At 68.6% G+C, this 25,352-nt stretch carries 29 protein-coding genes; 12 read left to right on the top strand and 17 right to left on the bottom strand.

The window, feature by feature from the left end; genetic code table 11:
* Positions 1 to 86: 86 nt before the first annotated feature.
* Positions 87 to 665 carry a GNAT family N-acetyltransferase gene (locus tag ACZ5IK_RS00510; RefSeq protein ID WP_465485922.1) on the top strand — a complete coding sequence of 193 codons (579 nt, stop codon included), beginning with the start codon at positions 87 to 89 and terminating at the stop codon, positions 663 to 665.
* A gap of 100 nt (positions 666 to 765) precedes the next feature.
* Positions 766 to 2,736, top strand: coding sequence for an acetate--CoA ligase (gene acs / locus ACZ5IK_RS00505; RefSeq protein ID WP_410604965.1), 1,971 nt, complete (start codon positions 766 to 768; stop codon positions 2,734 to 2,736).
* A 70-nt stretch (positions 2,737 to 2,806) separates the two neighbouring features.
* On the opposite strand, the gene ACZ5IK_RS00500 is transcribed toward acs, so the two are convergent.
* Positions 2,807 to 3,661, bottom strand: coding sequence for an AraC family transcriptional regulator (locus tag ACZ5IK_RS00500; RefSeq protein WP_465485921.1), 855 nt, complete (start codon positions 3,659 to 3,661; stop codon positions 2,807 to 2,809).
* Positions 3,662 to 3,834: 173 nt separating this feature from the next.
* Between ACZ5IK_RS00500 and ACZ5IK_RS00495 the strand changes: the two genes are divergently transcribed.
* The gene (locus tag ACZ5IK_RS00495; RefSeq protein WP_465485920.1) at positions 3,835 to 4,332 is read left to right on the top strand and encodes a DUF6319 family protein; all 498 of its coding nucleotides are present in this window, start codon (positions 3,835 to 3,837) and stop codon (positions 4,330 to 4,332) included.
* Positions 4,333 to 4,388: 56 nt separating this feature from the next.
* Here the strand turns inward: ACZ5IK_RS00495 and ACZ5IK_RS00490 are convergent, their stop codons facing one another.
* Both ACZ5IK_RS00490 and ACZ5IK_RS00485 read right to left on the bottom strand, forming a co-directional pair.
* Positions 4,389 to 4,724 (bottom strand): cupin domain-containing protein, encoded by a 336-nt coding sequence (locus ACZ5IK_RS00490; protein WP_465485919.1) that lies wholly within the window; start codon positions 4,722 to 4,724, stop codon positions 4,389 to 4,391.
* A complete protein-coding gene (locus ACZ5IK_RS00485) occupies positions 4,721 to 6,049 on the bottom strand; it encodes an MFS transporter (protein ID WP_465485918.1) in 1,329 nt (442 codons plus the stop codon). The genes ACZ5IK_RS00490 and ACZ5IK_RS00485 overlap by 4 nt, the downstream gene beginning before the upstream one ends.
* Before the next feature lie 109 nt (positions 6,050 to 6,158).
* Here ACZ5IK_RS00485 and ACZ5IK_RS00480 point away from each other — a divergent pair, with 109 nt between their 5' ends.
* Positions 6,159 to 6,839 (top strand): DUF2848 domain-containing protein, encoded by a 681-nt coding sequence (locus ACZ5IK_RS00480; protein ID WP_101611132.1) that lies wholly within the window; start codon positions 6,159 to 6,161, stop codon positions 6,837 to 6,839.
* Here the strand turns inward: ACZ5IK_RS00480 and ACZ5IK_RS00475 are convergent.
* Together ACZ5IK_RS00475 and ACZ5IK_RS00470 are read right to left on the bottom strand one after the other, a co-directional pair.
* Entirely contained in the window at positions 6,803 to 7,585 is a 783-nt protein-coding gene (locus ACZ5IK_RS00475; protein WP_465485917.1) for a tRNA(His) guanylyltransferase Thg1 family protein, read from the bottom strand. The genes ACZ5IK_RS00480 and ACZ5IK_RS00475 overlap by 37 nt on opposite strands.
* Positions 7,582 to 8,034, bottom strand: coding sequence for an AAA family ATPase (locus tag ACZ5IK_RS00470; RefSeq protein WP_465485916.1), 453 nt, complete (start codon positions 8,032 to 8,034; stop codon positions 7,582 to 7,584). Before ACZ5IK_RS00470 ends, ACZ5IK_RS00475 begins: the two co-directional genes overlap by 4 nt.
* Before the next feature lie 111 nt (positions 8,035 to 8,145).
* On the opposite strand from ACZ5IK_RS00470, the gene ACZ5IK_RS00465 reads away from it, so the two are divergent.
* Entirely contained in the window at positions 8,146 to 8,865 is a 720-nt protein-coding gene (locus ACZ5IK_RS00465; protein ID WP_465485915.1) for a VIT1/CCC1 transporter family protein, read from the top strand.
* On the opposite strand, the gene ACZ5IK_RS00460 is transcribed toward ACZ5IK_RS00465, so the two are convergent.
* The 5 genes from ACZ5IK_RS00460 to ACZ5IK_RS00440 all read right to left on the bottom strand — a co-directional run bounded on the left by ACZ5IK_RS00460 (position 8,852) and on the right by ACZ5IK_RS00440 (position 13,055).
* Positions 8,852 to 9,673, bottom strand: a complete 822-nt coding sequence (locus ACZ5IK_RS00460; protein ID WP_465485914.1) for a hypothetical protein — start codon at positions 9,671 to 9,673, stop codon at positions 8,852 to 8,854. The two genes, ACZ5IK_RS00465 and ACZ5IK_RS00460, sit on opposite strands and share 14 nt — an antisense overlap.
* The gene (locus ACZ5IK_RS00455) at positions 9,660 to 10,823 is read right to left on the bottom strand and encodes a hypothetical protein (protein ID WP_465485913.1); all 1,164 of its coding nucleotides are present in this window, start codon (positions 10,821 to 10,823) and stop codon (positions 9,660 to 9,662) included. Before ACZ5IK_RS00455 ends, ACZ5IK_RS00460 begins: the two co-directional genes overlap by 14 nt.
* A 2-nt stretch (positions 10,824 to 10,825) precedes the next feature.
* Positions 10,826 to 11,113, bottom strand: coding sequence for a hypothetical protein (locus ACZ5IK_RS00450; RefSeq protein WP_465485912.1), 288 nt, complete (start codon positions 11,111 to 11,113; stop codon positions 10,826 to 10,828).
* Positions 11,110 to 11,427: an SAV_915 family protein gene (locus ACZ5IK_RS00445; RefSeq protein WP_465485911.1), complete on the bottom strand. Its 318-nt coding sequence runs from the start codon at positions 11,425 to 11,427 to the stop codon at positions 11,110 to 11,112. Before ACZ5IK_RS00445 ends, ACZ5IK_RS00450 begins: the two co-directional genes overlap by 4 nt.
* Before the next feature lie 167 nt (positions 11,428 to 11,594).
* Positions 11,595 to 13,055: a peptide MFS transporter gene (locus ACZ5IK_RS00440; protein ID WP_465485910.1), complete on the bottom strand. Its 1,461-nt coding sequence runs from the start codon at positions 13,053 to 13,055 to the stop codon at positions 11,595 to 11,597.
* A 206-nt stretch (positions 13,056 to 13,261) separates the two neighbouring features.
* On the opposite strand from ACZ5IK_RS00440, the gene nhaA reads away from it, so the two are divergent.
* The 3 genes from nhaA to ACZ5IK_RS00425 are packed head-to-tail and all read left to right on the top strand — an operon-like array spanning position 13,262 to position 15,952.
* Positions 13,262 to 14,464, top strand: coding sequence for a Na+/H+ antiporter NhaA (gene nhaA, locus ACZ5IK_RS00435; RefSeq protein ID WP_465485909.1), 1,203 nt, complete (start codon positions 13,262 to 13,264; stop codon positions 14,462 to 14,464).
* A gap of 48 nt (positions 14,465 to 14,512) precedes the next feature.
* Positions 14,513 to 15,013, top strand: coding sequence for a phage holin family protein (locus tag ACZ5IK_RS00430; RefSeq protein ID WP_101611136.1), 501 nt, complete (start codon positions 14,513 to 14,515; stop codon positions 15,011 to 15,013).
* Positions 15,014 to 15,028: 15 nt separating this feature from the next.
* Positions 15,029 to 15,952: an alpha/beta fold hydrolase gene (locus tag ACZ5IK_RS00425; protein WP_465485908.1), complete on the top strand. Its 924-nt coding sequence runs from the start codon at positions 15,029 to 15,031 to the stop codon at positions 15,950 to 15,952.
* Between the two features lie 98 nt (positions 15,953 to 16,050).
* On the opposite strand, the gene ACZ5IK_RS00420 is transcribed toward ACZ5IK_RS00425, so the two are convergent.
* From ACZ5IK_RS00420 to nth, 4 genes are read right to left on the bottom strand one after another with little or no spacing between them, the layout of a single operon-like run.
* On the bottom strand, positions 16,051 to 17,235 hold the full coding sequence (locus ACZ5IK_RS00420) for a MarP family serine protease (RefSeq protein WP_410604949.1): 1,185 nt from the start codon (positions 17,233 to 17,235) through the stop codon (positions 16,051 to 16,053).
* A 6-nt stretch (positions 17,236 to 17,241) separates the two neighbouring features.
* A complete protein-coding gene (locus ACZ5IK_RS00415; protein WP_465485907.1) occupies positions 17,242 to 17,949 on the bottom strand; it encodes an NUDIX hydrolase in 708 nt (235 codons plus the stop codon).
* The gene (locus ACZ5IK_RS00410) at positions 17,946 to 18,542 is read right to left on the bottom strand and encodes a TlpA family protein disulfide reductase (protein ID WP_465485906.1); all 597 of its coding nucleotides are present in this window, start codon (positions 18,540 to 18,542) and stop codon (positions 17,946 to 17,948) included. The genes ACZ5IK_RS00415 and ACZ5IK_RS00410 overlap by 4 nt, the downstream gene beginning before the upstream one ends.
* Positions 18,539 to 19,222, bottom strand: coding sequence for an endonuclease III (gene nth, locus ACZ5IK_RS00405; RefSeq protein WP_465486674.1), 684 nt, complete (start codon positions 19,220 to 19,222; stop codon positions 18,539 to 18,541). The genes ACZ5IK_RS00410 and nth overlap by 4 nt, the downstream gene beginning before the upstream one ends.
* 238 nt (positions 19,223 to 19,460) lie before the next feature.
* Between nth and ACZ5IK_RS00400 the strand changes: the two genes are divergently transcribed.
* The 4 genes from ACZ5IK_RS00400 (at position 19,461) to ACZ5IK_RS00385 (ending at position 23,354) form a co-directional block, all read left to right on the top strand.
* Positions 19,461 to 19,712, top strand: coding sequence for a hypothetical protein (locus ACZ5IK_RS00400; RefSeq protein WP_005166943.1), 252 nt, complete (start codon positions 19,461 to 19,463; stop codon positions 19,710 to 19,712).
* A 158-nt stretch (positions 19,713 to 19,870) separates the two neighbouring features.
* Positions 19,871 to 20,545 carry a Crp/Fnr family transcriptional regulator gene (locus ACZ5IK_RS00395; RefSeq protein WP_003081747.1) on the top strand — a complete coding sequence of 225 codons (675 nt, stop codon included), beginning with the start codon at positions 19,871 to 19,873 and terminating at the stop codon, positions 20,543 to 20,545.
* 472 nt (positions 20,546 to 21,017) lie between these two features.
* Positions 21,018 to 22,280 (top strand): MFS transporter, encoded by a 1,263-nt coding sequence (locus ACZ5IK_RS00390; RefSeq protein ID WP_465486673.1) that lies wholly within the window; start codon positions 21,018 to 21,020, stop codon positions 22,278 to 22,280.
* A 9-nt stretch (positions 22,281 to 22,289) separates the two neighbouring features.
* The gene (locus tag ACZ5IK_RS00385; protein WP_465485905.1) at positions 22,290 to 23,354 is read left to right on the top strand and encodes a DNA polymerase III subunit beta; all 1,065 of its coding nucleotides are present in this window, start codon (positions 22,290 to 22,292) and stop codon (positions 23,352 to 23,354) included.
* A 92-nt stretch (positions 23,355 to 23,446) separates the two neighbouring features.
* On the opposite strand, the gene ACZ5IK_RS00380 is transcribed toward ACZ5IK_RS00385, so the two are convergent.
* The 3 genes from ACZ5IK_RS00380 to ACZ5IK_RS00370 are packed head-to-tail and all read right to left on the bottom strand — an operon-like array spanning position 23,447 to position 25,274.
* Positions 23,447 to 23,698, bottom strand: a complete 252-nt coding sequence (locus ACZ5IK_RS00380) for a glutaredoxin family protein (protein ID WP_101611145.1) — start codon at positions 23,696 to 23,698, stop codon at positions 23,447 to 23,449.
* Positions 23,695 to 24,465 (bottom strand): MBL fold metallo-hydrolase, encoded by a 771-nt coding sequence (locus ACZ5IK_RS00375; protein WP_465485904.1) that lies wholly within the window; start codon positions 24,463 to 24,465, stop codon positions 23,695 to 23,697. Before ACZ5IK_RS00375 ends, ACZ5IK_RS00380 begins: the two co-directional genes overlap by 4 nt.
* The gene (locus ACZ5IK_RS00370) at positions 24,462 to 25,274 is read right to left on the bottom strand and encodes an NUDIX hydrolase (RefSeq protein ID WP_465485903.1); all 813 of its coding nucleotides are present in this window, start codon (positions 25,272 to 25,274) and stop codon (positions 24,462 to 24,464) included. Before ACZ5IK_RS00370 ends, ACZ5IK_RS00375 begins: the two co-directional genes overlap by 4 nt.
* Between the last annotated feature and the right edge of the window lie 78 nt (positions 25,275 to 25,352).

Here is a 25,352-nt window from a genome sequence, read left to right as displayed (position 1 = left end):
GAGCATAGGCAACGCCTCAGTGGCCTTCTCGAATGCTTCGAAACTGGCTATCCAGCAGGGCCAATGCCGGACGTAGCGTCAAGATCGTGAACGACTGGAACGACCACGCGACCCTGGCGAGCGAACGCGTCCGCCTCGAACCGCTCACCCGCGACCACGCGAAGGGCCTGTTCGAAGCCGGATCCGACCCCGCGATCTGGACCTGGCTCAGCCTCCGACAGCCTCGGGACCTCGCCGAGGCCGAGGCGATGGTCGACGGCATCCTCGCCGACACCGACCGCCGCGCCTGGGCGCAGCTCGACGCGCACACCGGCGAGGTCGCGGGCACGACGTCGTTCTACGCGATGAACGCGCGCCACAAGATCATTTCCCTCGGCTACACCTGGATCGGCTCCGCGTGGCAGCGGACCGGGCTCAACCGCGAGTCGAAACTCCTGTTGCTGCGCCACGCTTTCGACGATCTCGGCGCGAACCGTGTCTCGTGGGAGACCGACATCAACAACCTCAAGTCGCAGAAGGCGATCGAACGCCTCGGCGCACAGCGGGAAGGGGTGCTGCGCGCGCATCGCGTCCGGCCCGACGGAACCGTCCGTGACACCGTTGTCTACTCCCTCACCGGACCAGAATGGCCGGCGGTCCGTACCGCTTTGTCCTCAAGCGGATGAATGCCGCGCGCAACCACGATGCAACCTTTTACTTCGCGTCGTAACGTCGATAGCGTGCCAACGGGCGTGAAGACACGCGAATCACAGGAGGCATCGCACCATGACCGAGCAGTCGCCGGCGCTGGACAATTTGCTCACGGAGAGCAGGACCTTCCCCCCGAGTGAGGCTTTCAGCGCGCAAGCGAATGCCACCGCCGACTTCTACGCCGAAGCCGACGCGGACCGGGAAGCGTTCTGGGCCAAGCAGGCCGAGCGCCTCCACTGGGACACGAAGTGGTCGCAGGTACTGGACTGGACCAATGCGCCGGTCGCGAAGTGGTTCGTGGGCGGGAAGCTGAACGTCGCCTACAACTGTGTCGACCGCCACGTCGACGGAGGACACGGAGACCAGGTCGCCATCCACTGGGTCGGCGAGCCCGGCGACAGCCGTGACATCACTTACGCCCAGCTGAAGGACGAGGTTTCCCGGGCGGCGAACGCCTTCGAGTCCCTCGGCCTCACCGCGGGCGACCGCGTCGCCATCCAGATGCCGATGGTGCCCGAAGCGATTTTCGCGATGCTCGCGTGCGCCCGCATCGGCGTTCTGCACAGTGTCGTCTTCGGTGGTTTTTCCCCGACAGCGCTGCGATCCCGGGTGGACGACCAGGCGGCGAGGATCGTCATCACCACCGACGGCCAGTACCGCCGCGGCAAGGCCGCGCCGATGAAGGTCAATGTCGACGAAGCGCTCGAAGGCGCCGAATCGGTCGAGAAGGTCATCGTCGTCCGCCGCACCGGCGACGAGGTGCCCATCACCGAAGGCCGCGACCTCTGGTGGCACGAACTGGTCGACGGCCAGTCCGCGGAGCACGCGCCGCAGGCGTTCGACTCCGAGCACCCGCTCTTCATCCTCTACACCTCCGGCACCACCGGGAAGCCGAAGGGCATCCTGCACACCTCCGGCGGTTACCTGACCCAGGCGGCGTACACGCACCACAACGTCTTCGACCACAAGGCCGGCGAAGACGTCTACTGGTGCACCGCCGACATCGGCTGGATCACCGGGCACACCTACATCGTCTACGGGCCGCTGGCGAACCGGACGACGCAGGTCGTCTACGAAGGCACGCCGAACACCCCGCACGAGGGCCGCCACTGGGAGATCGTCCAGCAGCACAAGGTCTCCATCTACTACACCGCGCCCACGCTGATCCGCACGTTCATGAAGTGGGGCAACGAGATCCCGGAGAAGTACGACCTCTCCTCGCTGCGCGTGCTGGGCAGCGTCGGCGAGCCGATCAACCCCGAAGCGTGGATCTGGTACCGCGAGAACGTCGGCGCGAACTCGGCGCCGATCGTCGACACCTGGTGGCAGACCGAGACCGGCGGGATCATGATCTCGCCGCTGCCGGGCGTCACCTCCACGAAGCCGGGCTCCGCGCAGAAGGCGCTGCCGGGCATCTCGGCGAAGGTCGTCGACGACCAGGGTGTCGAGGTCGGCAAGGGTGGCGGCGGCTACCTGGTGCTCGACAAGCCGTGGCCGGGAATGCTGCGCGGCATCTGGGGCGACGAGGAGCGGTTCCGCGACACCTACTGGTCGCGCTTCCGCGACCAGGGCTACTACTTCGCCGGTGACGGCGCGAAGTACGACGCCGACGGCGACATCTGGCTGCTGGGCCGGGTCGACGACGTGATGAACGTGTCCGGGCACCGCATCTCGACCACCGAGGTCGAGTCCGCGCTGGTCTCGCACCCTACGGTCGCCGAGGCCGCCGTCGTCGGCGCTTCCGACCCGACCACCGGACAGGGCATCGTCGCGTTCGTCATCCTGCGCGGCAACGCCGTCGACGGTGGCGACAAGGCCGTGCAGGAACTGCGCAACCACGTCGCCAAGGAGATCGGGCCGATCGCGAAGCCGCGGCAGATCCTGGTCGTGCAGGAACTGCCGAAGACGCGGTCCGGCAAGATCATGCGCCGCCTGCTGCGCGACGTCGCCGAGAACCGCCAAGTCGGCGATGTCACCACGCTGGCCGACTCGTCCGTGATGGACCTGATCTCTTCGGGCCTGAAGTCGGGCAAGTCCGAGGAGTAGCCACTCGCGCGTGCAATGAAAGGCCCGTTACTTGCAAATTTTGCAAGTAACGGGCCTTTCATTGCATCGGTCAGGCGGGCTCGACAGCCAGCCAAAGCTCACAAGTGGCGGTCCCGAAGTCGTCCGAGTGCTCCAGGATCGTGACGATCGACGGTCCCGGCCGCAGCCGCCACGGGTTGGACGGGAACCACTCGGTCGCCGTCGCCGCCCACACCTTCTGCAGCGCCTCCGGATGCGGGCCGTCGGTACGGAAGACCGCCCACCGCCCGGACGGCACCTCGATGACGTCGAGATCGCCGGGGGCGTCACCGGTGACGGCGACCCCGTGCAGGTAGGTCAGCTCGGCGCCGTCCGGGTCGAGGGCGTCGCTGACCTGCAGCAGGCCCGGCGGCTCCGTGTCGCTGAGCGCTTTCAGCCGGGCGTGCGCCTCCGGCGGCAGGGCGGTGATGTGCCGCTGGATGTGCGGGTTGACGCCCTCGTGGACCATCGGGACGCGGGTCGCGTGCCCGACGAGCCGGAAAGCGGGCCGATCGACGATACGGGTTTCCATGGGGATGCTCCCTTCGACGCTCAGGCGGATCCTGAGCCGCGGTTGTGTGCGAAGGGGGCCTCCGTCGCGGCGGACGTCACCGGGACCGGCGCCGTGGACCGCCCGGAACGCCCTGCCGAACGCCTCGGTCGAGCCGTAGCCGTACCGGACGGCGATGGTCAGCAGATCGTCCTCACCGCGGACGACGTCGGCGACGGCGGCGGTCATGCGGCGACGGCGGACGTACTCCGACAGCGGCATTCCCGCCAGCGACGAGAACATCCGGCGCAGGTGGTACTCGGTCGTGCCGAGCGCACCGGCCAGCGCCGTGACGTCGAGGTCGTCGGTGAGGTGCTCTTCGACCAGGTCGACGAGCCGATTGAGTGCCGAGATCACGAGGCCTCCCTTCGCCGTCGACTCTGACGGAGCGCGACCGGACCGCGCCCGATCGTCGCGGACCGATCCGATCATGCGACACGCTTAGCACACCCTGCCGCGCGACAGTCGAACGCCTGTTCTAGGATGTGCCGGGTACCACCCCATACCCGGGCAAGGAGACGACACCGACGATGACCGTGGATGCCTTGACACGCACTGACGCCGTGTCCGAAGAAGCGGCTACCGAAGCGCCCGTCGACTCGACGCCGCAGGCGGAGACCACCTCGGACACCACCGAAGCCCCGGCCGAGGCCAAGACCGAGTCCCCGGAAAACCCGGAGGCCCCCGCCGGAGAAGCAGCGGTGGAGTCCCCCAAGCCCAAGCGTGGCCGCCCGAAGGTCGCCACGACGGCGAAGAAGACCCGCACCGTCGAGCTGACGCTCACGGTCACCGGCACCGCCGACGGCGAGTGGCAGGCCGAGCTCAAGAACGGCGCCAAGTGGGTCGCGAAGGGCCTGGAGATCCCGGCCGCCGCCGTGTCCCGCGCCGCCAAGGAACTGCACGCGGACCTGTCTGGCCCGATCGACGAGGTCATCAACGCCGCTCGCGAGCTTCAGGCCGCGAAGGTCGCCCAGCTCGAGGCCGAGCTGGAGAAGGCGAAGCTGGCCCTGGCCGAGCTGGACGCGTAAGACTTTCCTCCCGACCGGGGCGGACGCTGGAACTTCAGTGTCCGCCCCGGTTTCTTTTACCCGCTGATCGGCGGCCGCGACGGCAGCGGCGTCTTGAACTCGACCCATTGACTGTCCACAATGGCCTCGACGCTGTGCGGGACACCGCGCGGGTGGACGATCGTGCCGCCCGCCTCCAGCGTCACTTCCTTGCCGTCGAGCGTGCCGCGCAGCGAACCCGAAACCAGGTACACGATGCTGTCGTGATCGTGGCTGTGCACGGGAGAGGCGACGCCCGCCGGGTAGAAGATCTCGTACGCCAGGCCGCCTTCCGCCGTGGCGGCCGTCCGGAACCGGCCCTGCCCGCCGATCAGCGGCAGACCCTCCACTGTGGACATCGGCGTCCAGGTCATCGCGCGGCCTCCAGGGCTGCGGCCTCTTCCTCGCGGTCCGGGTCACGGGCGAGCAGGACCCCGATGACGGTCACCACCGCGGTCGCCAGCAGGTAGACGCCGATCGCGAGCCAGCTGTCGAAGCCGGCGAGCAGCGCCGTGAACAGCAACGGCGCGGGCGCCCCGCCGATGACCCCGGCGAGGGTGTACGCCAGCGAGCTGCCGGTGTAGCGCAGGCGCGGCGAGAACTGCTCGGTGACGAGCGCGGCCTGCGGCCCGTAGAGCGCGGCGTGCGGCCCGTAGAGCGCGGCGTGGATGACGAGCGCGAGCACGATGCCGATCGCCAGCATCGCGAACGAACCACCGCTGACCATCGGGAAGAACACGAACGGCCAGATCCCGGCGGCGATGGTCGCGAACAGGTACATCTTGCGGCGCGAGACCCGGTCCGACAGCGCGCCGAACAAGGGCATCAGCACCAGCTGGAACGCCGAGCCGATCATCACCGCGGCCAGCCCGGCGCCGCGCGAGAGGCCGGTGTGCGTGGTGACGTAGGTCAGCACGAAAACGGTGAACAGCGCGTAGAGGACGTCCGGGCAGACGCGGATCAGCACGGCCGCGATCAGCGCGCGGCGTTCGGTGCGGAAGACCTCGGAGATCGGCGCCGACGAACGTTCGCCACGCTCCTGGAGCTGCTTGAAGACCGGCGTTTCCTCCAGCTTGAGGCGGATCCACAGGCCGAAGACGACCAGCACGCCCGAAAGCAGGAACGCGATCCGCCAGCCCCAGCTGTTGAACTGGTCCTCGGTCAGCAGCGCGGCCAGTACGGCGAGAACGCCGTTCGCGAGCAGGTTGCCCGCGGGCGGGCCGATCTGCGCGGCCGACGCCCAGAACCCGCGTTTGCCCGGATCCCCGAACTCACTCGACAGCAGGACGGCGCCACCCCATTCGCCGCCGATGCCGACACCCTGTGCGAAGCGCAGCGCCACGAGCAGGATCGCCGCGAAGCCGCCGATGCTCTCGTACGTGGGCAGGACGCCGATGAGGAACGTCGCGACGCCGGTGAGCACGAGGGTCATGACCAGGATGCGCTTGCGGCCGAGCACGTCACCGAGCCGGCCGAAGATGAACCCGCCGAGCGGCCGGGCGAGGTAGCCGACGGCGTAGGTGGAGAACGCCGCCATCGTGCTCGCGAGCTGGTCTTCCGAGGGGAAGAAGAGATGCCCGAAGATCGTCGCGGCCGCCACCGAGTAGGCCGCGAAGTCGTACCACTCGAGCGCTGTTCCCGAGAGGCTGGCCGCGAAGGCCTTGTGCAGCGAGCGCCGGTCACCGGCTGGTGCGGTCATGTCCACTTCCCGTCCGTTCGAGGTCCCTCAACCCCGCCGGGAGGGGTTGAATTGCGGATATACTCCTTGTATACAAGCTGTATGCGCAACCCCCAATTTCGGAGGACAGATGCCTGAGCTGCGTTTCACCCTTCCCGACGGCCAGGAGCGGCGGACCGAGGTCCACACGCTGCTGAACGCCGGATACGCCGGTCGCAGCCAGGAAGACGTCGCCGCCCACGTGGCCGAACTGGCCGAACTCGGCGTCCCGGCGCCCTCGGTGATCCCGGCGCTCTACCCGGTCGCGCCGTACCTGGCGAGCCAGACCGAAGAGGTCCCCGTGCAGCACGAACGGACCTCCGGCGAGGCGGAATGGGCCCTCGTCATCACCGGTCCGGCCCCCGAGGACGTCCTCCTGACCGCCGCCTGCGACCACACCGACCGCGCGCTCGAAGCGCACGGCGTCGCGTGGAGCAAGAACGCCGGCCCCGACGTCCTCGCCGCCAAGGCGTGGCGGCTCGTCGACGTCCAAGACCGGCTCGACGAGCTCACATTGTCCGCCTGGGCCGGGGAAACCCTGATCCAGCAAGGAAAACTCGCGGAACTGCTGCCGCCGTCGTACTGGCTGGACGTGCTGCGCGAACGCGGTCTGCACGCGCCGGGCACGGTGCTGATCTCGGGCACGATCCCGATGGTGCACGGCGTCGACCAGTTCGCCGACTCCTGGCGAGTGGAACTGGGCGACCCGGCGACCGGCGAGACGATCGACCTCGCCTACACCGTGCGGCGGCTGCCCGAACCGATCGGCTGAAGCAGCTCGCCGAGGAAGGCCCGGTATTCGGCCTTCATCGGCAACTCGCGCTCGACGCGGACGCGGCGGCGGGTCGCGGAGACCTCGATCTCGCGCACCGGGTCGAAACCCGTGCGTTCGTACGTCTCCCAGTACAGCCCGACGCCGCGTCGCTGCCAGGTGGGCACTTCGGCGAAATTGACGCCGTGCGCGAAGAGCAGCTCGTTCTTCTCGGCGGTCCCCGCGCCTTCGATGGCGGCTCCGGCCTCACTCGCCGACTTCCCCGCCTTGCGCAGGATCCAGTAGCACCAGCCGTTGAGCGCGCAGCGGGTCGCGTCCGCCTGACGCCACGAGAAGTAGTCGACGACGTCGTCCGCCGTCGTGCCGAGCCAGACCCGGCTGTCGAAGTGCGCGGGCGTCCCCGCCTCGTGGGTGAACGCGGCCGACGCGACCCCCGCGGAGATCGACACGAGCTTCTCGACACCCCGGCCGAAGAGGTCGGTGGCGGGGTCGAGCAGGATCGAGATCTCGTCGCTTTCCGTGTAGACGTAAGGCGAGGCGAACTCCGCCATCAAGGCGTTCGCGGTCTCGACCATGCACTCGCCGAACCGCGGATCGAACGGCTTCTCGAACCGCGCTTCGGTGAACTTGGAGAATCCCCTGCCGTCGACGCGGAGCACCGTCCAGGAGCCGGGCGGCACCGTCAGACCGTGGAACCACTCACGTTCCCGTTGCCGCGCTTCGAAACCGCCGGACTCCACGGTCACCCCCGTTCCACGACGAAACCGCCCTCGCCGTCGAAACCGACGGTGTACAGCTCGTCGAAACCGTCCTCGGCGCCAGGTCGCCTGAGGCGTTTGAGCGTCGCATACAGACCGACGTCCGGCACCAGGGTTTTGCCTTGACGGCACGCGTTGCGCTCCTGCGAACCGACGAAGTCCGGCGGGAACCAGTACCCGGCGACCTTCGCGCCGTACTTCTTGGCGACCTCGATCAGCGGCACCCACTCTTCGGCCGACGGATTGGTGTTGTCCACGACCACCGAACGACCGCCTTCGAGCGCCTCGGCGAGCATCCGCAGCTGGCGGACCTGCGGACGGCGGGCGTTGGGGAAGGTGTCCTTGCTGACGTGGACGTGCGTGTCCGCGAACTCCCGCCGGAAGAACGTCGTCTTCCCGGACGCCTGGAGCCCGATCAGGATCACCACTTCGGCCACCGACACAACTTAGCCGACGAGTTAGGTAAGGCAATAGTCAATAAGGTTCGCCTGCATTGACCGAAAAGGTTTCCTCTCGCCGATTCCCGTTCTTCGTGTTTCACTGAAACGGTGACCGAAACCGTGCCGGCCGCCCATCCGCATGAACCTCATGAGGACCTCGGCGGCAAGCTGAACTGGCTGCGTGCCGGGGTACTCGGCGCGAACGACGGGATCGTGTCGGTGGCGGGCATCGTGGTCGGTGTCGCGGGCGCGACCACCGACTCCACCGCGATCGCGACCGCGGGAATCGCGGGACTGGTCGCCGGCGCGCTTTCCATGGCGGGCGGCGAATACGTCTCGGTGAGCACCCAGCGCGACACCGAACGCGCGCAGTTGCGGCTGGAAAAACGCGAACTGAAAGAGATGCCCGAAGCCGAAGAACGGGAACTCGCGGAAATCTACGAGGCGAAGGGCCTTTCCCCGGAACTCGCCGCCGAGGTCGCCCGCGAACTGACCGAAAAGGACGCGCTGCAAGCGCACGCCGAGGCCGAACTCGGCATCGATCCGGACAATCTGACCAGCCCGTGGCAGGCGGCGTGGGCGTCGCTGGTGGCGTTCACCGTCGGCGCGCTGCTGCCGCTGCTGTCGATCGTGTGGACGTCGACCTCGGCGCGGGTCTGGGCGTGCGCGTCGGCGGTCGTGGTCGGGCTGGTGCTGACCGGGTTCCTGAGCGCGAAACTCGGCGACGCCCGGGTCGGGCGCGCGATCGCGCGGAACGTCGGCGTCGGCGCGCTGACGATGGTGGTGACCTACTACGTCGGCGTGCTGTTCGGCGTCAGTGTCGGCTGAACCGGCGCAAAGAGGCGTCCGTGCCCAGTTCCGCGCGGGCGGCGGGGTTCTCCACGTAGAACCGCACCAGGTGATAGACGACGTTCGGATCGACGGCGAACGAAGTCGTGTCGATCTCGATCATCGGCGCGGGTGGCAGCTTGTCGAGCTTCCAGATCCCGCCGAGCTGCCGTTTGTCCCAGGGCGCGTTCGTGTACGCGATCGCCAGGACCTCGGGTGTCCCGTTGTACGCGGCCTTCGCCCCGGCGAACGCCTCCCACGGCAGGAACGACGAGAAAGCCCTGCCGCGCTGGAAAATACCCTGCTGCGCCAGCACGACCCTGCCGCGTTGCAGCCGTCCGGCCAGCACGAAGCCGAAGAAACTGAGGAAGAACAAGGCGGCCAGCCCGAGTAGAGCGGCCCCGACCGGCGCCGCGGGCACGTCTTCGCCCGCGGACAGGAAATCCCACGCGCCCAGCGCGCAGATCGCCGTCACGCAGGCCATCAACGCGACCAAGACCGTGAAGGCGGCCTGCGAGTACCGGATTTCAGTCGCCGGCCGCCCCTCGTAGGTGGTGATCGCGATGTCGCCCTGGCGATGGCCCGGCCGGACCCTGGTCACCAGCCCGTAGGCCGCCGTCAGCAGGAACAACGCCGCGAACAGCAACGCGTACTTGAGCGCGCCCGCCTTGCCGATCGCGACGAAGCCGAACCCGACGGGCACGCACGCGACCCCGAGGAGCACCACGAAGACCAGCGCCGCCTTGTACTTCGCGCCGTCGCCGGGCGGCCATTCCGCGGGGCGTCCGTTCGGGTCAGAAGATGGCATCCCACGCGTCCTTGGCCAGTCCGCCGATGGCCTTGCCGGCATTGCCCACCGCTTCGGCCCCGTCCTCGATCGCTCCGCCCACGTCGCCGATCCCGTTCGTCCACAGGGAATCGACCATGCCCGATGCGAATACACCTACCACAGCACCGCCGATCGCACCGACCGCCGTTCCGACGACGGGCACCGGGATCAGGGTGCCGATCGCCGCGCCCGCGGCCACCGACGCACCGAAGCCGACCCCGCCGGAGACGATCGCCTGAGCGGCCGGTTTGCCGTTCGCGATGTCGTAGACGACCCCGGCGACGGCCAGCGCGCCACCCGCGCGAAGCCCCCATTTCGCCGCGTTGGCGTCGGTGCTCTTGGCCGCAGCGGCGACGTCGTCGGCCTGCGCGGCCGCCGTCCGGCCGAGGTCGACATCGCGATAAATCTGCGACGCCGGGGTCCCCGCCGGCGCGGTTCGCGCTCGTTCCAGGAACTTCGCGGATTCTTCGGAAAGGAACTTCGCCTGCTTGCCGAGAATCGACGAATGCTTCGCGGCGAGCGTCCCGGCGGCACCACTGGTGAGATCGCCGACCACGAGGAACCACTTCTGCGTGACGTCCTGCCAGACGTTCTTCAACGTGTCACCCGCGAGCTTCGCGATGTGCCGCGCGGCGTCGGATTCGGTTTTGGCGGTGTTGTAGGCGGTGACCTTGGCCGCGTGCGCGCTGGAAGCGGTGACGGCGTCGTTGTGCGACTTCACCGCCTCCGGCGTCGCGGCCTCTCCGGTGGGTGCCGCGCCGGGCGCGGACGGCCCCTTGCCCGGATCCTCGATCGTTTCGCCGTTCACCGTGAGCCCGGCGCCTGCCGCGCGTTCACGGACCTTGCGCATGTCTTCCTGGGCACGGTGCAGGTCCGCGGCGTAGGTGTCGAAGTTCTGCGCGGCCGCTTTCGCGGCTGCCGACAACTGATCGGTCTTCTCGGCGCCGGTGGTCATCTTGGCGCGGAAGGCCTGGCCGCCCTCACCACCCCATCCGGCGTCCGCGCTGTTGCGGGCGTTGTAGATCTGCGTCGCCGCGTCCGAAACGCCTTTCGCCAGCGAGTCCCGCAGCCAGTGGCCCGCGCCGCGGACGCTTTCCGGATTTCCCTCGATCTTGGTGTCGATCCCCATGATCAGCGCCCCCCGGCCGCTTTCTGTACGTCTTCACCCGCGGCATGGTCCTGCTCGCGGTATCCCTTGTTCGCCGTGGCGACGTCGTCACCGGCACCCGCCGCCCCCAGTACGAGCGAACTCGCGTTCTCGACGAAATGCGCGAGGATGCCGGTCACCGCGGGAGTGCCGTCACCCGCGTCCGGGGTTCCCGGGACCGAATTCCCCAGATTGTCGACGTCGGAGCTGGCGTCGCGCAGCGTTTTCGCGATGCCGTCCAGGACGTCGTGATCGACCTTCGGCCCGGTCACGCCGCCCCCTCCTGGCGCTTGTCCTCGGGAATCACGACGTCGAGCAGCAAAAGCTGGAAAGGCTGTGCTTTCTGGAGCGCGTCGAGTCCCGGCGTCGGCATGACGATCCATGGCTGGTTCGGGCCGCAGCAGTCATGCAGACGGTCGAGCGCGGAATACGCGAGGAGCGCGACCCGTCCGTCTCTCGTGGTGCGCATGGCGACTCGGGCTTCACTGGCGTCGGCCACGGCTTCCACGCAGGGCAGATATACGACCGGCGGGAATTCCCGCGGGATCGGCTTGCCGTCCGACTGTGCGTTTTCGGGACTCGTCATCTTGTCAACCCTGTTGGTCCGGTTTGCGTCGTCCGTGATGATCGTCTCAGTTCGTGCACTCGGACGCAGAACATCGCCGACGGGTTCCCGAAAGGCCCGAAATGCGTGAAGGCCCCCTTCCTCGCGTTGTGCGCGGGATGGAGGCCTTCACTTTCGAATCGGAGCGTCTAGTGGACGCCCTTCATCAGCTTGCGGATCATCGGCGTCGCCACCAGAAGGGCCACACCGACCACGATGGCGACCCCGCCGACGATGCTGAAGTACGGCGCTTCGTCGTCCACCGAGTAGTACTCGGCGAGCTTTCCCGACATGGCCGTACCGAGTGAGATGGACAGGAAGTTCAGCGCCACCATCTGCGTCCGGAAGGCCTCCGGCGCGAGTTTGGTCGAAAGCGAAAGACCGACCGGCGAAAGCATCAGTTCCGCCATGGTGAACACGAACAGGATGCCCGCCAGCGCGAGCAGCGGGCTCGCGTTCTTGCCACTGCCGACCATCGGGAGGAACAGCAGGAACGCCAGGCCCATGGTCACCGTGCCGAGCACGAACTTGACCGGCGAGGACGGCTGCCGCGAGCCGAGTTTCGTCCAGATCGCCGCGATCACCGGCGCGAACAGGATGATGAACACCGGGTTGATCGAGTTGACCCACGCCACCGGCATCTCCCAGCCGAAGATGGTGCGGTTCAGTCGTTCGTCGGTGTAGGCCGCGACGACGGTGAACTGTTGCTGGTACAGCGAGAAGAACGCCGCGCTCGCGATGAACATCGGGATGAACGAGTACACCCGGCTGCGTTCCTCGGAGGTGATCTTCTTGCTGCTGATGATCACCACGAAGTAGATCACCGAGATGACCGCGACGGTCCAGACGACGATGTCGACCAGGTTCGCCGGGTTGATCACCCCGAAGACGATCAGGAGCGCGATCGCCGCGACACCGGCCGCGGTACCGACGTAGACCAGCGGACGCTGCGACGCGGGCAGCGGGTTGGGAATCTCGCTCGCCTTCTCGCCGAGGTTCTTGCGGCCGATCGTGTACTGGGTCAGGCCGAGCGCCATCCCGACGGCGGCGAGCCCGAAGCCGATGTGGAAGCCGAGTTCGCTCTGCGCGAGGCCGGTCAGCAGCGGTCCGACGAAACCACCGATGTTCACGCCCATGTAGAAGATCGTGAAACCACCGTCGCGGCGCTCGTCGTCTTTCGCGTACAGCGTCCCGACGATGGCCGTGGCGTTGGATTTCAGCCCGCCACTGCCGACGGCGACGCAGAAGAGACCCACGGCGATACCGGCCAGTCCTGGCAGGATCGCCAGGCTGATGTGGCCGATCATGATCAGGATCGCGCTGTAGAACAGCGTCCGTTCGGAGCCGAGCACGCGGTCCGCGACCCAGGCGCCGATCACCGCCGACAGGTAGACCATGCCGCCGTACGCGCCGACGATGCCGAGCGCGGAGGCCTTCGGCAGCGCGAGACCGCCCTGACTGACTTCGTAGTAGAGGTAGATGGGGAGGATGCCGAGCATCCCGTAATAGGAGAACCGCTCCCACATCTCGACGCCGAAGAGGTTCGCCAGCCCTCGTGGGTGCCCGAAGAACCTCGTGTCTTGCTGGACCTCGGTAGAGGTACTCACCATGCCGTCCTTATCGAAGACATCGTTGTCGGTTTTCACTTGACATGCTAGAAGCCCAGCATGTGGACGGGACACCGACGTCCGGATGATCTTGTGGCACCCGTCATGAAGAGATGAAATCCGCAGCTCAAAGCGTTAAAATCGAGTCAAGGTGCGCCGGGAAGTCTGGTCGGCAACAGTATTCGTGTCGCCGAAAACCGGAGGATGCCTTGTCCGGCCCCAACCGTCCCGCGAAAGCCGTCGTCGCCGACTTCGCCCGCTATCTCCGCACCGAGACCACCGGCGGGCTGATCCTGCTCGGTGCCACCGCCATCGCCCTGCTCTGGGCGAATTCGCCCATCGACGACGTTTACCGCGCGATCCGCGATTTCCGGCTCGGCCCCGAATTCCTGCACCTGAATCTGACGATCGGCGATTGGGCCAAGGACGGCCTGCTCGCGCTGTTCTTCTTCGTCGCGGGACTCGAACTCAAACGCGAACTCGTGGTCGGCGAACTCTCCCGGTTCAAGCAGGCGATCCTGCCGGTGGTGGCCGCGATCGGCGGCATGATCGTCCCGGCGCTGGTCGCCCTCGCCGTCGGCTGGGGGGCGCCGGGCATCGATCGCGCGTGGGCCATCCCGGTCGCCACGGACATCGCCTTCGCGCTGGGCGTGCTCGCCATCACGGCGTCCAACCTGCCGAGCAGCGCACGGGTCTTCCTGCTCTCGCTGGCGGTGGTCGACGACCTCGGCGCGATCCTCGTCATCGCGATCCTGTTCACCGCGAAGTTCGACCTCGTCGCCGCGGGTGTCGCCGTCGCCGCTCTCGCGCTGTACGCCTATCTGCAGCACCGTCGCGTCCGCAGCGCCTGGATCTACGTGCCGCTCGCACTGATCACCTGGGTCGCGGTGCACTCGGCGGGCATCCACGCCACCATCGCCGGCGTCGCGCTCGGCCTGCTCACCCGCGTCCGCGCCGACTCCGGCGAGGAGCACGCGCCCGCGATCCGGCTCGAACACCGGCTGCAGCCCTGGTCGGCCGCCGTCGCCGTGCCGCTCTTCGCGCTGTTCGCCGCGGGGATCACCGTGAACGCCGAGTCGCTCGGAGCCGTCTTCACCACGGCATTGCCACTGGCCGTCCTGATCGGACTGGTCGGCGGGAAGCTCGTCGGGATCTTCGGCGCCAGCCTGCTCGCGGTGAAGTTCAAGCTCGCGGAGAAACCCAGGGGAATGGGCTGGCGGGACATCGGCGCGCTGTCGATGCTCGGCGGCGTCGGGTTCACCGTGAGCCTGCTGATCGCCGACCTCGCGCTCGACGGCGAGTCCGTCGAACTGGCGAAGACGGCGGTCCTGATCGCTTCGGCCATCGCCTCGCTTTCGGCCGCCGCGATGCTCGTGCACCGCAGCCGCGTGCACGCGCGCGAGGATCTCTAGCGCGACACTCGCCGGTCCGCCGCGCCCAGGATGAGGGCACGTGGCACGATGACCGGTGTGAGCAGCCCCAAGCACGAACGCACCGGCCCCGACGGCGTGGGGGCCGTGCCCTACCTCCCCCTGTCGAGCGATGACGACGTGGTAGCGAGCGAGCAGTCCCTCGGGAAACTCGTCGGCGATGCCACACAGCACGTCTCGACGCTGATCCGCGCCGAGGTCGAGCTGGCCAAATCCGAGGTCGTCGCGGAGGCGAAGAAGGGCCTCAAGGGGGCCCTCTTCTTCCTGATCGCGCTGGTCATCGGACTGTACAGCTCGTTCTTCTTCTTTTTCTTCCTCGGCGAACTGCTGTCGGAGTGGTTGCAGCGCTGGGCGGCGTTCGCGATCGTGTTCGGGTTGATGCTCGTCACGACCATCGCCGCGGGCTTCCTCGGCTACCTGAAGGTGAAGAAGATCAAGGCGCCGGAGCGCACGATCAACAGCTTCAAGGACACCGCCGCCGCGTTCAAGCCGAAGCACGACGCGGACGACGTGCCCGCGGATCGCGGCTGAGAAGTCTTCGAATCGGTGCAGGCGACACCGGACCCGTCGATCGTCCGGATCGACGGTCCGTGGACCCATCGTGACGTCTCGGCGAACGGCATCCGGCTGCACGTCGCCGAAGTCGGCGACGGCCCGGTGGTCCTGCTGCTGCACGGGTTCGCCGAGTTCTGGTGGACCTGGCACCACCAGCTGACGGCGCTCGCCGACGCCGGTTTCCGCGCGGTCGCGGTGGATCTGCGCGGCTACGGCGACTCGGACAAACCCCCGCGCGGCTACGACGCCTGGACCCTCGCGGGCGACGTCGGCGGGCTGATCAAGTCACTCGGCGCGCGCAAGGCCCATCTCGTCGGACATGCCTGGGGCGGCATGCTCGCGTGGACGGTCGGCGCGCTGCACCCTCGGCTGGTCTCGTCGGTCAGCGTGCTGGGCGGCGCGCATCCGCTGGCGTTGCGCCGGGCCGTCCGGCGGCCGGGACAGCTGCGTGCTTCCGGACATCTGTTCCGCTTCCAGGTGCCGATGGCGCCGGAGAAATGGCTGGTCAAGGACGACGCTTTCGCCGTCGAGGAGCTGTTCCGGAGCTGGTCCGGTCCACAATGGACGGATACCGCGGACTTCGCCGAAACCGTGCACGCCTTCCGGCAGGCGATGCTCGTGCCGGGAGTGCCGCACAGCGCGCTCGAGTACTACCGATGGGCGTTCCGCGCGCAGTTCCGTGGCGAAGGCCGCCGGTTCAGCGAAGCACTGCGAGGCCGCTACGCCGCCCGAGTGCTGCAACTGCACGGCGAGGACGACCGGTGCGTCCTGCCCGACACCGCGGCGGCCTCCCGCCGCTGGGCCCCGGACGCCCGTCTCGAGCGCTGGCCCGGCATCGGGCACTTCCCGCATCTGGAGGCTCCGGAGCGCACTTCGGCCGCGCTGGTGGACTTCCTCCGCATCTCGGAAGCATGACCGAGCGCGACCGGCAGGCTTCGCGAGTGTCATGAAAGGGGCTTTCAGGACACTTTTCGTCCTGAAAGCCCCTTTCATGACATCCGAGAGCGTGAAACCTAGTTGGCGCAGGGACCGGTGGAAGTGTTCGCGCTCAGCGCCGGGGCCGTGTCCACCACCGGTTTGACCTGTTCGGACGTCAGCGTGAAGCCGGTCTCCGGATCCTCGACGGCCGCGCCGAAGACGACCCCGATGACCTCGCCCTCGGGATTGATCATCGGGCCGCCCGAGTTCCCGCTGCGGACCTGCCCGCGCACGGTGAACACGTCGCGCTGCACGGTGTTGGACTCGTAGATGTCCGGCCCGCGCAGGTTGATCCGGCCGCGCACTCTGGCGGGCGTCGCGGTGTACGGGCCGTCGAGCGGGTAGCCGAGCACGATCGCGTTGTCGCCCGCCCGAGCGACCTTCGGCGTGAACGGGAGCACCGGCGCCTGCAGCCTCGGCACCGCGAGCACGGCCACGTCGGCCTCCGGGTCGAAGTAGACGACCCTGGCCGCGAACTTGCCCGAAGTCGCTTCGATGGCGACCTCGTCGGTACCGGCGACGACGTGCGCGTTCGTCATCACGCGCTGCGGCGCGATGACGAAACCGCTGCCCTCCAGCGCCCGCGAGCACGAAGTCGCGTTGCCGCGGATCTTCACGACGCTGCCGTGCACCTGCTTGACGATCGCGCTCGCCTGCAGCGCGGTGTCCGGCGGGCTGGTGTCCTGGACGTTCGGCTTCTGGAACGGGTCCACAATGGACGGGAAGCCCGACGCGTCCAGCAGTTTGCGCAGTTCGCTCGGGAAACCCTGTGCCGCGTCCGGCATGACGTCGTTGACGCCGCCGAGCACGACAGAGCTGTTGATCGACTTCGCCAGCCCCGGCACTCCTGAGACGGCCGTGAGCGGCGTCGCGATCAACCAGGCGACCACGAACACCACGGCGGCCTGCACCACCGCGCCGAGCGTCTTGTCGACGCCGGAAAGCTTGTCCGGGTTGATCTTCTGGCGCAGTTTCCGCCCGACCCAGACCCCGAGGGTTTCGCCGAGCGCGACCAGGAACACCACGGTCGCCACCGCGAAGGCGACCTTCGCCGCCGGGTGCTCGAAAAGTTCGACGACCAGCGGCGCGATCTTGATCCCCGCGAGCGCGCCCAGCACCACCCCGACCAGCGAGGGGAGGGCGATGATCACCCCCTGGAACGCGCCGGACACGCCCGCCAGCAGCGCGAGCAGGATCACCAGTACGTCGACCCAGTTCACCGGCGCCTACTCCTTCTCCGGCACTTGCCGCCCGCCGACCCGCGCCTGATGTTCGGCCAACGCTACGTCAAGCTCCCTGACGTCGCCGTGGTCCCAGTCCCGTTCCCAGCCGCCGAGCGACAACGTCATCGCCAGCAGCCCGGCCGTGAAGCCCCAGACGAACAGCCCGCCGACGTCGAACGCGGGCCCCTTCCAGTCGTAACCCTCGCGCCTGACCTGGAACCGGTTGGCCGGGTCGGTCAGTTCGGCGACCGGCACCCGCGCCACCGCCGCCGTCTCGCCGGGATCGACGGCGTGCACCGGGGACGGCGTGCGCCAGTAGGCGAGCACCGGCGTCACGGCGAAGGCGGAAACCGGCACGAACAGTTCGGGGAAGACGGCGACCGGCAGCACGCCGGAAGGCTCGACGCCGGTCTCCTCCTCCGCCTCGCGCAGCGCGGTGCCGACCGGCCCGTCGTCACCGGGCTCGGCGCCGCCGCCGGGGAAGGAGACCTGGCCCGCGTGCGAGCCGAGCGTGTCGGCGCGGCGCTGGAGCAGGACGTCCGGCCCCTGCGGGCCCTCGCCGAAGAGCATCAGGACGGACGCGGACCGGTAGCTCGCGTCCGGTGGCACGCTGAACCGGCTGAAGGCGGCCGCGTCGACGTCCCCGCTGATCTTGACGAGCGGTTGCAGCCAGGCGGGCACGGCCTCCGGGTCCACGAGAGGGCCGGTCATGGTGTCCCTTCCACTGCGGCGCGCACCTGCTCAGTGTTCAGGAAGACGCGTGGGTTCTCGATGAGCCGGACGTCTCCCCCCTTCGTGACCAGGTACGTCGCCGGAAGAGAGGGAGGGACCTTTAGTGCCGTCCGCGCGGGACCCGACTGACCGTCACCGTCGAACACCGACGGCAGCCGGATGCCCAGTTCGGCCAGCAGCGCCAGCCCGTCGGCCCCGGAGCTCGCGACTTGGACGAGGAGCACGCGCGCGGCACCGGGCTGGGCGGCGTACTTCTGCAGCAGCGGCAGTTCGGCGCGGCACGGCTGGCACCACGACGCCCACAGGTTGACCAGCACGGGACCGTCCGAAAGCACCCGGGCGAGGTCGACCCGGGAGCCGTCGCCGAGGCATTCGACGTCGACTCCGCGCAGCTTCGCCACCTCGCCGGGGCCAGGCGGCGGGCACGCGGCCAGCCCGGCCTTCGCGCGGGCGGCCGTCAGGTCACCGGAGGTCTTCACCGGACCTTGGCCGTCACGGGTCGTGAGCAACGCGACGATCAGGGCCACCACCAGCACGGCGGCGCCGAGGGCCAGTTTGGTGACCCTGGTCACCGCGCGGCCGCCAGATCCAGGATGTGCTCGCGCTCTTCGCCCTTGACCAGCTTCGCGGCCTCTTCGAAGTCCGTCGGGCCGGTTCCGTACGAGGGGCACATCTTGGCCAGCGGACAGGCGCCACAGGCGGGTTTGCGGGAGTGGCAGACGCGGCGGCCGTGGAAGATCGTCCGGTGCGACAGGAGCGTCCACTCCTTGCGCGGGATCAGCTCGCCGACGGCGTGCTCGACCTTGACCGGGTCTTCCTCCTCGGTCCAGCCCCAGCGGCGGACCAGGCGGCCGAAGTGGGTGTCGACGGTGATCCCCGGCACTCCGAAGGCGTCGCCGAGCACGACGTTGGCCGTTTTACGGCCGACACCGGGCAGTGTGACGAGATCCTTCAGCTTGCCGGGCACTTCGCCGTCGTAGCGCTCCACCAGCGCGGCGCCGAGTCCCATCACCGAGTTCGCCTTGGCCCGGAAAAAGCCCGTCGACCGGAGGTATTCCTCGAGTTCGGTTCGATCGGCGCCGGCGTAGTCGGCGGCACTTCGATAGCGCGCGAAGAGCGCGGGGGTGACTTGATTCACGCGGACGTCGGTGGTCTGCGCCGACAGCACGACCGCGACCAGCAGTTCGAGCGGAGTGGTGAAGTCAAGCTCACAGTGGGCGTCCGGGAACTCGTCGTCGAGGCAACGCTTCATCCGCCTGGCGCGTCTCACCAATGCGAGCCGGCTTTCACCCTTACCCCCCGCACGGGGGGCATTGGTGGGGGCAGGAGGCACCCCGATAGCCTACGGGCGCCATCGGACGAGCCAGTGGGGAGCACCCGCCGGTCGTCGTCCGACACGCCAGAGCACCACCTCGGCGGTTCGATCGAGGACGCCATGAGCGAGGATCTGGAGTAATGCACAACTTTTCGGAATTCCCAGGGCAGGGCTCATGACAGTCTGGTTCGTCATCCTCGTTCCCTTGGTGATCATGTTCTTCGCGCTGTTCATGGAACGCGTGGAGACCCGGCTCAAGCACGTCGCAGTGCAGGAGAACGAGGTCGAGGAGTTCCTCGAGCAGGCGCAGCCCAACGAGGTCCGGGCCCTTTACGGGCACGGCATCGGGCGCGCGCTCGAGCTGTTCCGGCTGCGCAGGCTGGGCGGGAAGGCGGCCAGGCTTCGCGCGCGACGCGTGCGGAGTTAGGCTCCACGTTCGAGCGAGATCGTTTCCGGCACGGACGCGCCTGCGGCGTGCCGACGAGCGATCTCGCGCGCACGACCTAGACTGACGCAAAAGTGAGCGGCGACACGGTCCCCGGCAGTGGGGGATCGACGTCGTATCTCGATGAGGAGGCACCCGAGGTGGACGAAACCCTGGCCCGAGCGGGCATTTTCCAGGGTGTTGAGCCGGCAGCCGCCGAGGCGCTGGCACAGACCTTGGAATCCGTGGAGTTCCCTCGCGGGCATGTCATCTTCAACGAGGGTGAACCCGGCGACAAGCTTTACATCATCCAGTCCGGCAAGGTGAAGATCGGCCGCAAGTCACCCGACGGCCGCGAGAACCTGCTGGGCATCTTCGGCCCGTCCGACATGTTCGGCGAGCTGTCCATCTTCGACCCCGGCCCCCGGACGTCCAGCGCGACGACCGTGACCGAGGTCCGCGCGGTGACGATGGACCGCCCGGCGCTGCGGCAGTGGATCTCCACCCGCCCCGAGATCGCCGAGCAGTTACTGCGCGTGGTCGCCCGTAGGCTGCGCCGGACGAACAACATGGTCGCCGAGCTGATCTTCACCGACGTCCCCGGACGTGTGGCGCGCGCGCTGCTGCAGCTCGCGCAGCGGTTCGGCAGCCAGGAGGCAGGCCTGCTGCGGGTCACGCACGACCTGACGCAGGAAGAGATCGCCCAGTACGTGGGCGCTTCGCGCGAGACCGTCAACAAGGCTCTCGCCGACTTCGCGCACCGCGGCTGGCTGCGGCTCGAGGGCAAGAGCGTCCTGATCCTGGACCCGGAGCGTCTGGCCCGACGCGCCCGGTAGGGAACTGACAGCACCCCTCAACTGCCGCAAGTAGTCCTCTACTTGCGGCAGTTGTGCGTTCAAGTACCGCAACTAGAGGACTACTTGCGGAGAGACAACGAAGAGCCGGGCGCCACCCCCGACGTGGCGCACCGGCTCTTCGCTGTGCGCGGACCATCCCCCGACGATCCGCGCTCCCCGCCCTCCGGATTCAGGCCCCGACCCGTACGCCGGAGGGAGTTGGAGATTGTGTGATGTCGTACAACCATCCACGGCCGTCGGCCGTGGATTCAAGCTCTTTCACTCTCAAGGACGCCATCTGCGTCGATTTGTTGCCCCGAATGACTCAGATTTGACTGACTGTTACCCGATCGTGACGAACCAGTGGGCTCCAGGGCTCGTAGTACCCGAATCCGGTGGTGACCAAACTTACCGGCCGAGATCTGGTACTCGCGTACCAAAGTAGTTCATACTGGTACGCGTGTCCCAGTCTGTGTCCGCTTCCGCCGAGAACCACCGCACCTCCCTCGCCGACTACCGAGCCGCGCTGACGGCGCCCGGTTCCCGCGGGGCGGTCATCGCGTCCCTGCTCGCCCGCCTGCCGATCGCCATGATCGGCATTTCCGCGCTGCTCTACGTCCAGCGCGAGACGGGCTCCTTCGCCTCGGCCGGGCTGGTGTCGGCCGGGTCGCTGATCGGTGTCTCCGTCGGCGCGGTGGTGCAGGGACGGCTCATCGACCGTTTCGGGCCGACGCGGCCACTGCTGACCACGACGGTGTTCTTCGCGCTGGCGATGACCGGGCTGGTGTTCGCGATCGAGGCGCACGCGCCGACGCTCGTGCTGGTCCCGCTCGCCTTCGGCACCGGGATCACCGAACCGATGGTCGGCTCGGCCTCGCGGGCACTGTGGACACGGTTGCTGCCCGCCGGGCCGACGCGGAACGCCGCGTTCTCCTACGAAGCGATCAGCATGGAGGTCTTCTTCATCCTGGGCCCGGGGTTCGCCGGGTTGCTGATCGCCGCGCCGTGGGCGGGCACCGGAATCGTCGTGGGCTCGCTGACCATGATCGCGGGCGCGGTGCTGTTCGCGCTGAGCCCGACCGTGCGGGCCTGGGGACCGGCTCCGTCGTCGGGCGGCAAACTGCTCGGCGCGCTGGCCAGCCCCGGCATGCGCACCCTCGCGATCGCCGCGCTGGGCTTCGGCGCCGTGATCGGCTTCGTCGAGGTCGCCGTCCCGGCGGCCGCCACCGAGGCGGGGAACACCTCCATCGGCGGACTGCTGCTTTCGGCGTGGTCGGTCAGCTCGGTCGCGTTCGGCGTCGCGTACAGCCTGCGCCCGTGGCCGCGTCAGATGGGCCTGCGGCTGCCGGTCCTGCTCGCCGGATTCGGCGCGCTGGTGGCGCTGCTCGCGCTGCCGGGGTCGCTCTGGGGCCTCGCGCTCGCCATGCTCGCCGCGGGTGCCCTCATCACGCCGCAGTCGACGACGCACTCCGCGGCCATCGAGATCGCCGCGCCGAAGGGCACGGCGGCCGAGGCGTTCGGCTGGGTGCTCACCGCGGTGACCCTCGGTCTCGCGTTCGGCCAGTCGATCAGCGGTTACCTCGTCGAGCACGCGGGATACGAAGCGGCGTTCCTCGCCGCCGGCGTCGTCGGATTCGCGCTCGCCGCGGTGGTCTGGCTGCTGCGCGGCACCTTCCGCCCGCAGCCGTCCGGACCCGTCGCCGAGGCCCCCGAACTTGTCGGTGCCGCCCGCTAACTTGCGGGCATGGACCTGACTGCCGCCACCCGCTCCCTCTCGTCCGCCGTTTCCGCCGCCGCCCGGCTGCTTTCCGCCCGTTCCGGCCTGCTCCTGCGAGCCGGGAGGGAAGGCCTGACCGTCGGCGGCAACGACAGCGAACGAGCGGTCCGCCTGACCTGCGACGCCGTCGCGCACACCGACGGTGAGGTCGTCGTCCCCGCCGGGCCGCTCGCGGAAACCCTGCGCATGCTCGACGACGATCAGGTGCGCCTGGTCGTCGAAGGTTCACGGCTGGCCGTGCGGGTCGAAGGCGGCCGGTTCGCGCTGCCGCTGCTGAGCCGCGAACTGCGCTTGCCGGACATGCCACCCCTGGTGTCCGAAGTGGACGGTGCCGCGCTGGTGACGGCGTTGCGCACGGTCGCGGGCACCGCGGCCAAGGACGACGCGCTGCCGATGTTCACCGGCGTCCGCGTGCAGAGTTTCAGCCGTGAACTGCGGCTGACCGCGTCCGACCGGTACCGGATGGCCGTGGCCACCCTGCCGCTGCGCGCCGGCGGCGACCCGATCGACGCGCTCGTCCCGGCGGGCCTGCTCGCCGAGACGGCCAAACAGGCGCGGGGCCCAGTCGGCTTGCACGGCGACGGGACGCGCTTCGGACTGAGCTGGTCCGGCGTCGCCGTCACCACCGCCGTGCTCGACGCGGGATTCCTGTCGGAGAAGCTGATCGAATCGTCCACTGTGGACACGACGGTCGAGGTCACCGCCGACGCGCTGGCCGCCGCCGTGCGCCGGGTGGGCGTCTACGCGGACGAGCGCCGGGTGCTGACGCTGGAGGTCGGCGACTCACACCTGCGGCTGGCCAGTTCCAAACAGGACACCGGCGAGGCCGAGCAGACCTTGAAGGCCGAAGTGTCCGGCGGCCGGACGTCGCCCTCGTTCCAGGCGCGCTACCTGCTGGACGCGCTGCAGGGTTTCGCCGGGGAGCGGGTGCGGCTCGACATCCAGCCCGGGATGCGGGCCTGCGTCATCCGCTCGGTCGAGCCGAGCGAAGTGGACCTGACGTACTACGTGATGCCGATGCTCCCGCGCTGACCTGACCTCACCTGAACGCTATGAAAGGCCCGTTGCTTGCAAATTTTGCAAGCAACGGGCCTTTCATAGCACTCTCGCGAGCGCGAAACAGGTCAGGCGGAAGCGGCCTTCACCGCGGCCTCGATTTCGCCGAACGAAGGGTTCACCATCGCCGTCGAGCCCACGAACACCGTCGGCACGACCTCGTTCCCGTCCGCCACCGAGCGCACGCGCGCGGCCGCTTCCGGGTCCTCCCAGATGTTGACCCGCTTCACCTTGAAACCGCTCTTCGAGAGCGGCCGCTCCAGCGCGGCGCAGAACCCGCATCCGGGGCGCCAGTAGAACTCGACCTCGACGTCACTCATTCGCCGTCCTCCGACCTCAGGTAGTCCAACTGCGCCCGCACACTCCACTCGGCGGGCGCCCACAAAGCCTTGTCGACGTCGGCGTAGACGACCTCGACCACCTGGCGCGGAGTGGCTTCCGCGCCGAGGACCTTCAGTGCCGAACGCACCTGGTCCAGCCGTTCTTCCCGGTGCGCCAGGTATTCGCGCGCCGTGGCGGCCAGATCGGGCAGTTCGGGGCCGTGCCCCGGCAGGCCGGTGGTGCCGCCGGGCAGCTCGATGAGTTTCCGCAGCGAGCGCAGGTAGTCGCCGAGGTCGTGCAGCACGGTGGTGCCGCGGCCGAGGATGGTGTCACCGGTCAGGATCTGCCCGTCGGACACCAGGCAGATCGAGTCACCGGTGTGCCCGGGCGTGTGCAGCACAGAGAGCGCCAGCCCGGCCGCCTCGACCACTTCACCGTCCACAAGGGACTTTCCGCCGACGCAAAGCGAATCGTCGAACGCCCGCACCGGTGCGCCGACGCGGTCGGCGAACCAGGGCGCGCCCTCGGCGTGGTCGGGATGGTGGTGGGTCAGGATGATCAGCTCGACGTCGCCGGTTTCCGCCAGCAGCGTCAGGTGTTCGACGTCCTCGTGGCCGGGGTCGACGACCACCGAACCGGCCGCGCCGGGCCCGCGGAGCACCCAAGAATTGGTGCCCTCCAACGTCATCGACGACGGATTGTGCTCCAGCAGCACGGAGGCCGTGGGCGTGACCCGGCGCAGCACGCCGTACGCGGGGGCGCTCACGCCGGGTCCAGTACGACGCGGACCTTGTCGCCGTCGCGCACCAGCGTCGGCATGATCTTCTTGATCTCGCGCTCGACCGCCTGCGCGGTGGCCGCGGAGTCGAACGCGCCCAGTTCCGCGAGGGTGATCCAGGTCGGGGGCATGAGCATGCGGCGCCCTTCCTTGGCGTCGGCGATGGCTTCCTCCGGCCGCTGCCAGCCGGAGCTGACGGCCTCGGAGGTGGCGCCGTCCGCCTGCTGCCCCTCGGGCAGCACGGCGACGAAGAAACAGGTGTCGTAGCGGCGAGGTTCCTGGGGCGGGGTGACCCAGTTCGCCCACGGGCGCAGGAGATCCGAGCGCAGGGTCAGGCCGTTCGCCTCGAGGAACGCGGCGAGCGAGAGTTCGCGGGAGACCAGTTTTTCGCGAGCGTCGTGATACGGCGTCGCGTCGGTGACGACCTCGTCCCCGACACTCGCGAGCAGCACGCCCGACTCTTCGAACGTCTCGCGCACGGCCGCGCACACCAGGGCGCGGGCGAGCGATTCTTCGCAGCCGAAGCGCTCCGCCCACCAAGCGGGCTGCGGGCCCGCCCAGCTCACCGAAGCGTCGACATCACGGGAATCCACGCCACCGCCGGGGAAAACGGTCATCCCGCCCGCGAACGGCATGCCCTTCACGCGGTGCTGCAGGAAGACCTCGACGCCTTGCGCGCCGTCACGGAGGAGGATCACGGTCGCCGCGTCCTTGGGCGTCACCGGCTCGCCGTCGGCGTTGGCGCGGGTGCCCACCCCGGCCCCCACCGGGATGTCGAATGTCAGTTCTTCAGCCACACCACGCAACCTAACATCGCGTTTCGTCCTCTGGCTGCATCGCGTTTCGTCCTCTGGCTGCGATAGTTGCGCGTGCAA

It is taken from the genome of Amycolatopsis sp. NPDC031561, from assembly GCF_055580625.1.
This window is presented reverse-complemented; position numbering and strand designations above follow the sequence as displayed.

Excerpts from the sequence above, each read along its gene's own strand:
- ACZ5IK_RS00460 (WP_465485914.1), bottom strand. The coding sequence starts at position 9,673 with ATGCCATCTTCTGACCCGAACGGACGCCCCGCGGAATGGCCGCCCGGC.
- acs (WP_410604965.1), top strand. The coding sequence starts at position 766 with ATGACCGAGCAGTCGCCGGCGCTGGACAATTTGCTCACGGAGAGCAGG.
- ACZ5IK_RS00385 (WP_465485905.1), top strand. The coding sequence starts at position 22,290 with ATGGACCTGACTGCCGCCACCCGCTCCCTCTCGTCCGCCGTTTCCGCC.
- ACZ5IK_RS00445 (WP_465485911.1), bottom strand. The coding sequence starts at position 11,427 with ATGACGAGTCCCGAAAACGCACAGTCGGACGGCAAGCCGATCCCGCGG.
- ACZ5IK_RS00430 (WP_101611136.1), top strand. The coding sequence starts at position 14,513 with ATGACCGGTGTGAGCAGCCCCAAGCACGAACGCACCGGCCCCGACGGC.
- ACZ5IK_RS00490 (WP_465485919.1), bottom strand. The coding sequence starts at position 4,724 with ATGACCTGGACGCCGATGTCCACAGTGGAGGGTCTGCCGCTGATCGGC.
- ACZ5IK_RS00415 (WP_465485907.1), bottom strand. The coding sequence starts at position 17,949 with ATGACCGGCCCTCTCGTGGACCCGGAGGCCGTGCCCGCCTGGCTGCAA.
- ACZ5IK_RS00495 (WP_465485920.1), top strand. The coding sequence starts at position 3,835 with ATGACCGTGGATGCCTTGACACGCACTGACGCCGTGTCCGAAGAAGCG.
- ACZ5IK_RS00455 (WP_465485913.1), bottom strand. The coding sequence starts at position 10,823 with ATGGGGATCGACACCAAGATCGAGGGAAATCCGGAAAGCGTCCGCGGC.
- ACZ5IK_RS00400 (WP_005166943.1), top strand. The coding sequence starts at position 19,461 with ATGACAGTCTGGTTCGTCATCCTCGTTCCCTTGGTGATCATGTTCTTC.
- ACZ5IK_RS00380 (WP_101611145.1), bottom strand. The coding sequence starts at position 23,698 with ATGAGTGACGTCGAGGTCGAGTTCTACTGGCGCCCCGGATGCGGGTTC.
- ACZ5IK_RS00485 (WP_465485918.1), bottom strand. The coding sequence starts at position 6,049 with ATGACCGCACCAGCCGGTGACCGGCGCTCGCTGCACAAGGCCTTCGCG.
- nth (WP_465486674.1), bottom strand. The coding sequence starts at position 19,222 with ATGAAGCGTTGCCTCGACGACGAGTTCCCGGACGCCCACTGTGAGCTT.
- ACZ5IK_RS00440 (WP_465485910.1), bottom strand. The coding sequence starts at position 13,055 with ATGGTGAGTACCTCTACCGAGGTCCAGCAAGACACGAGGTTCTTCGGG.
- ACZ5IK_RS00480 (WP_101611132.1), top strand. The coding sequence starts at position 6,159 with ATGCCTGAGCTGCGTTTCACCCTTCCCGACGGCCAGGAGCGGCGGACC.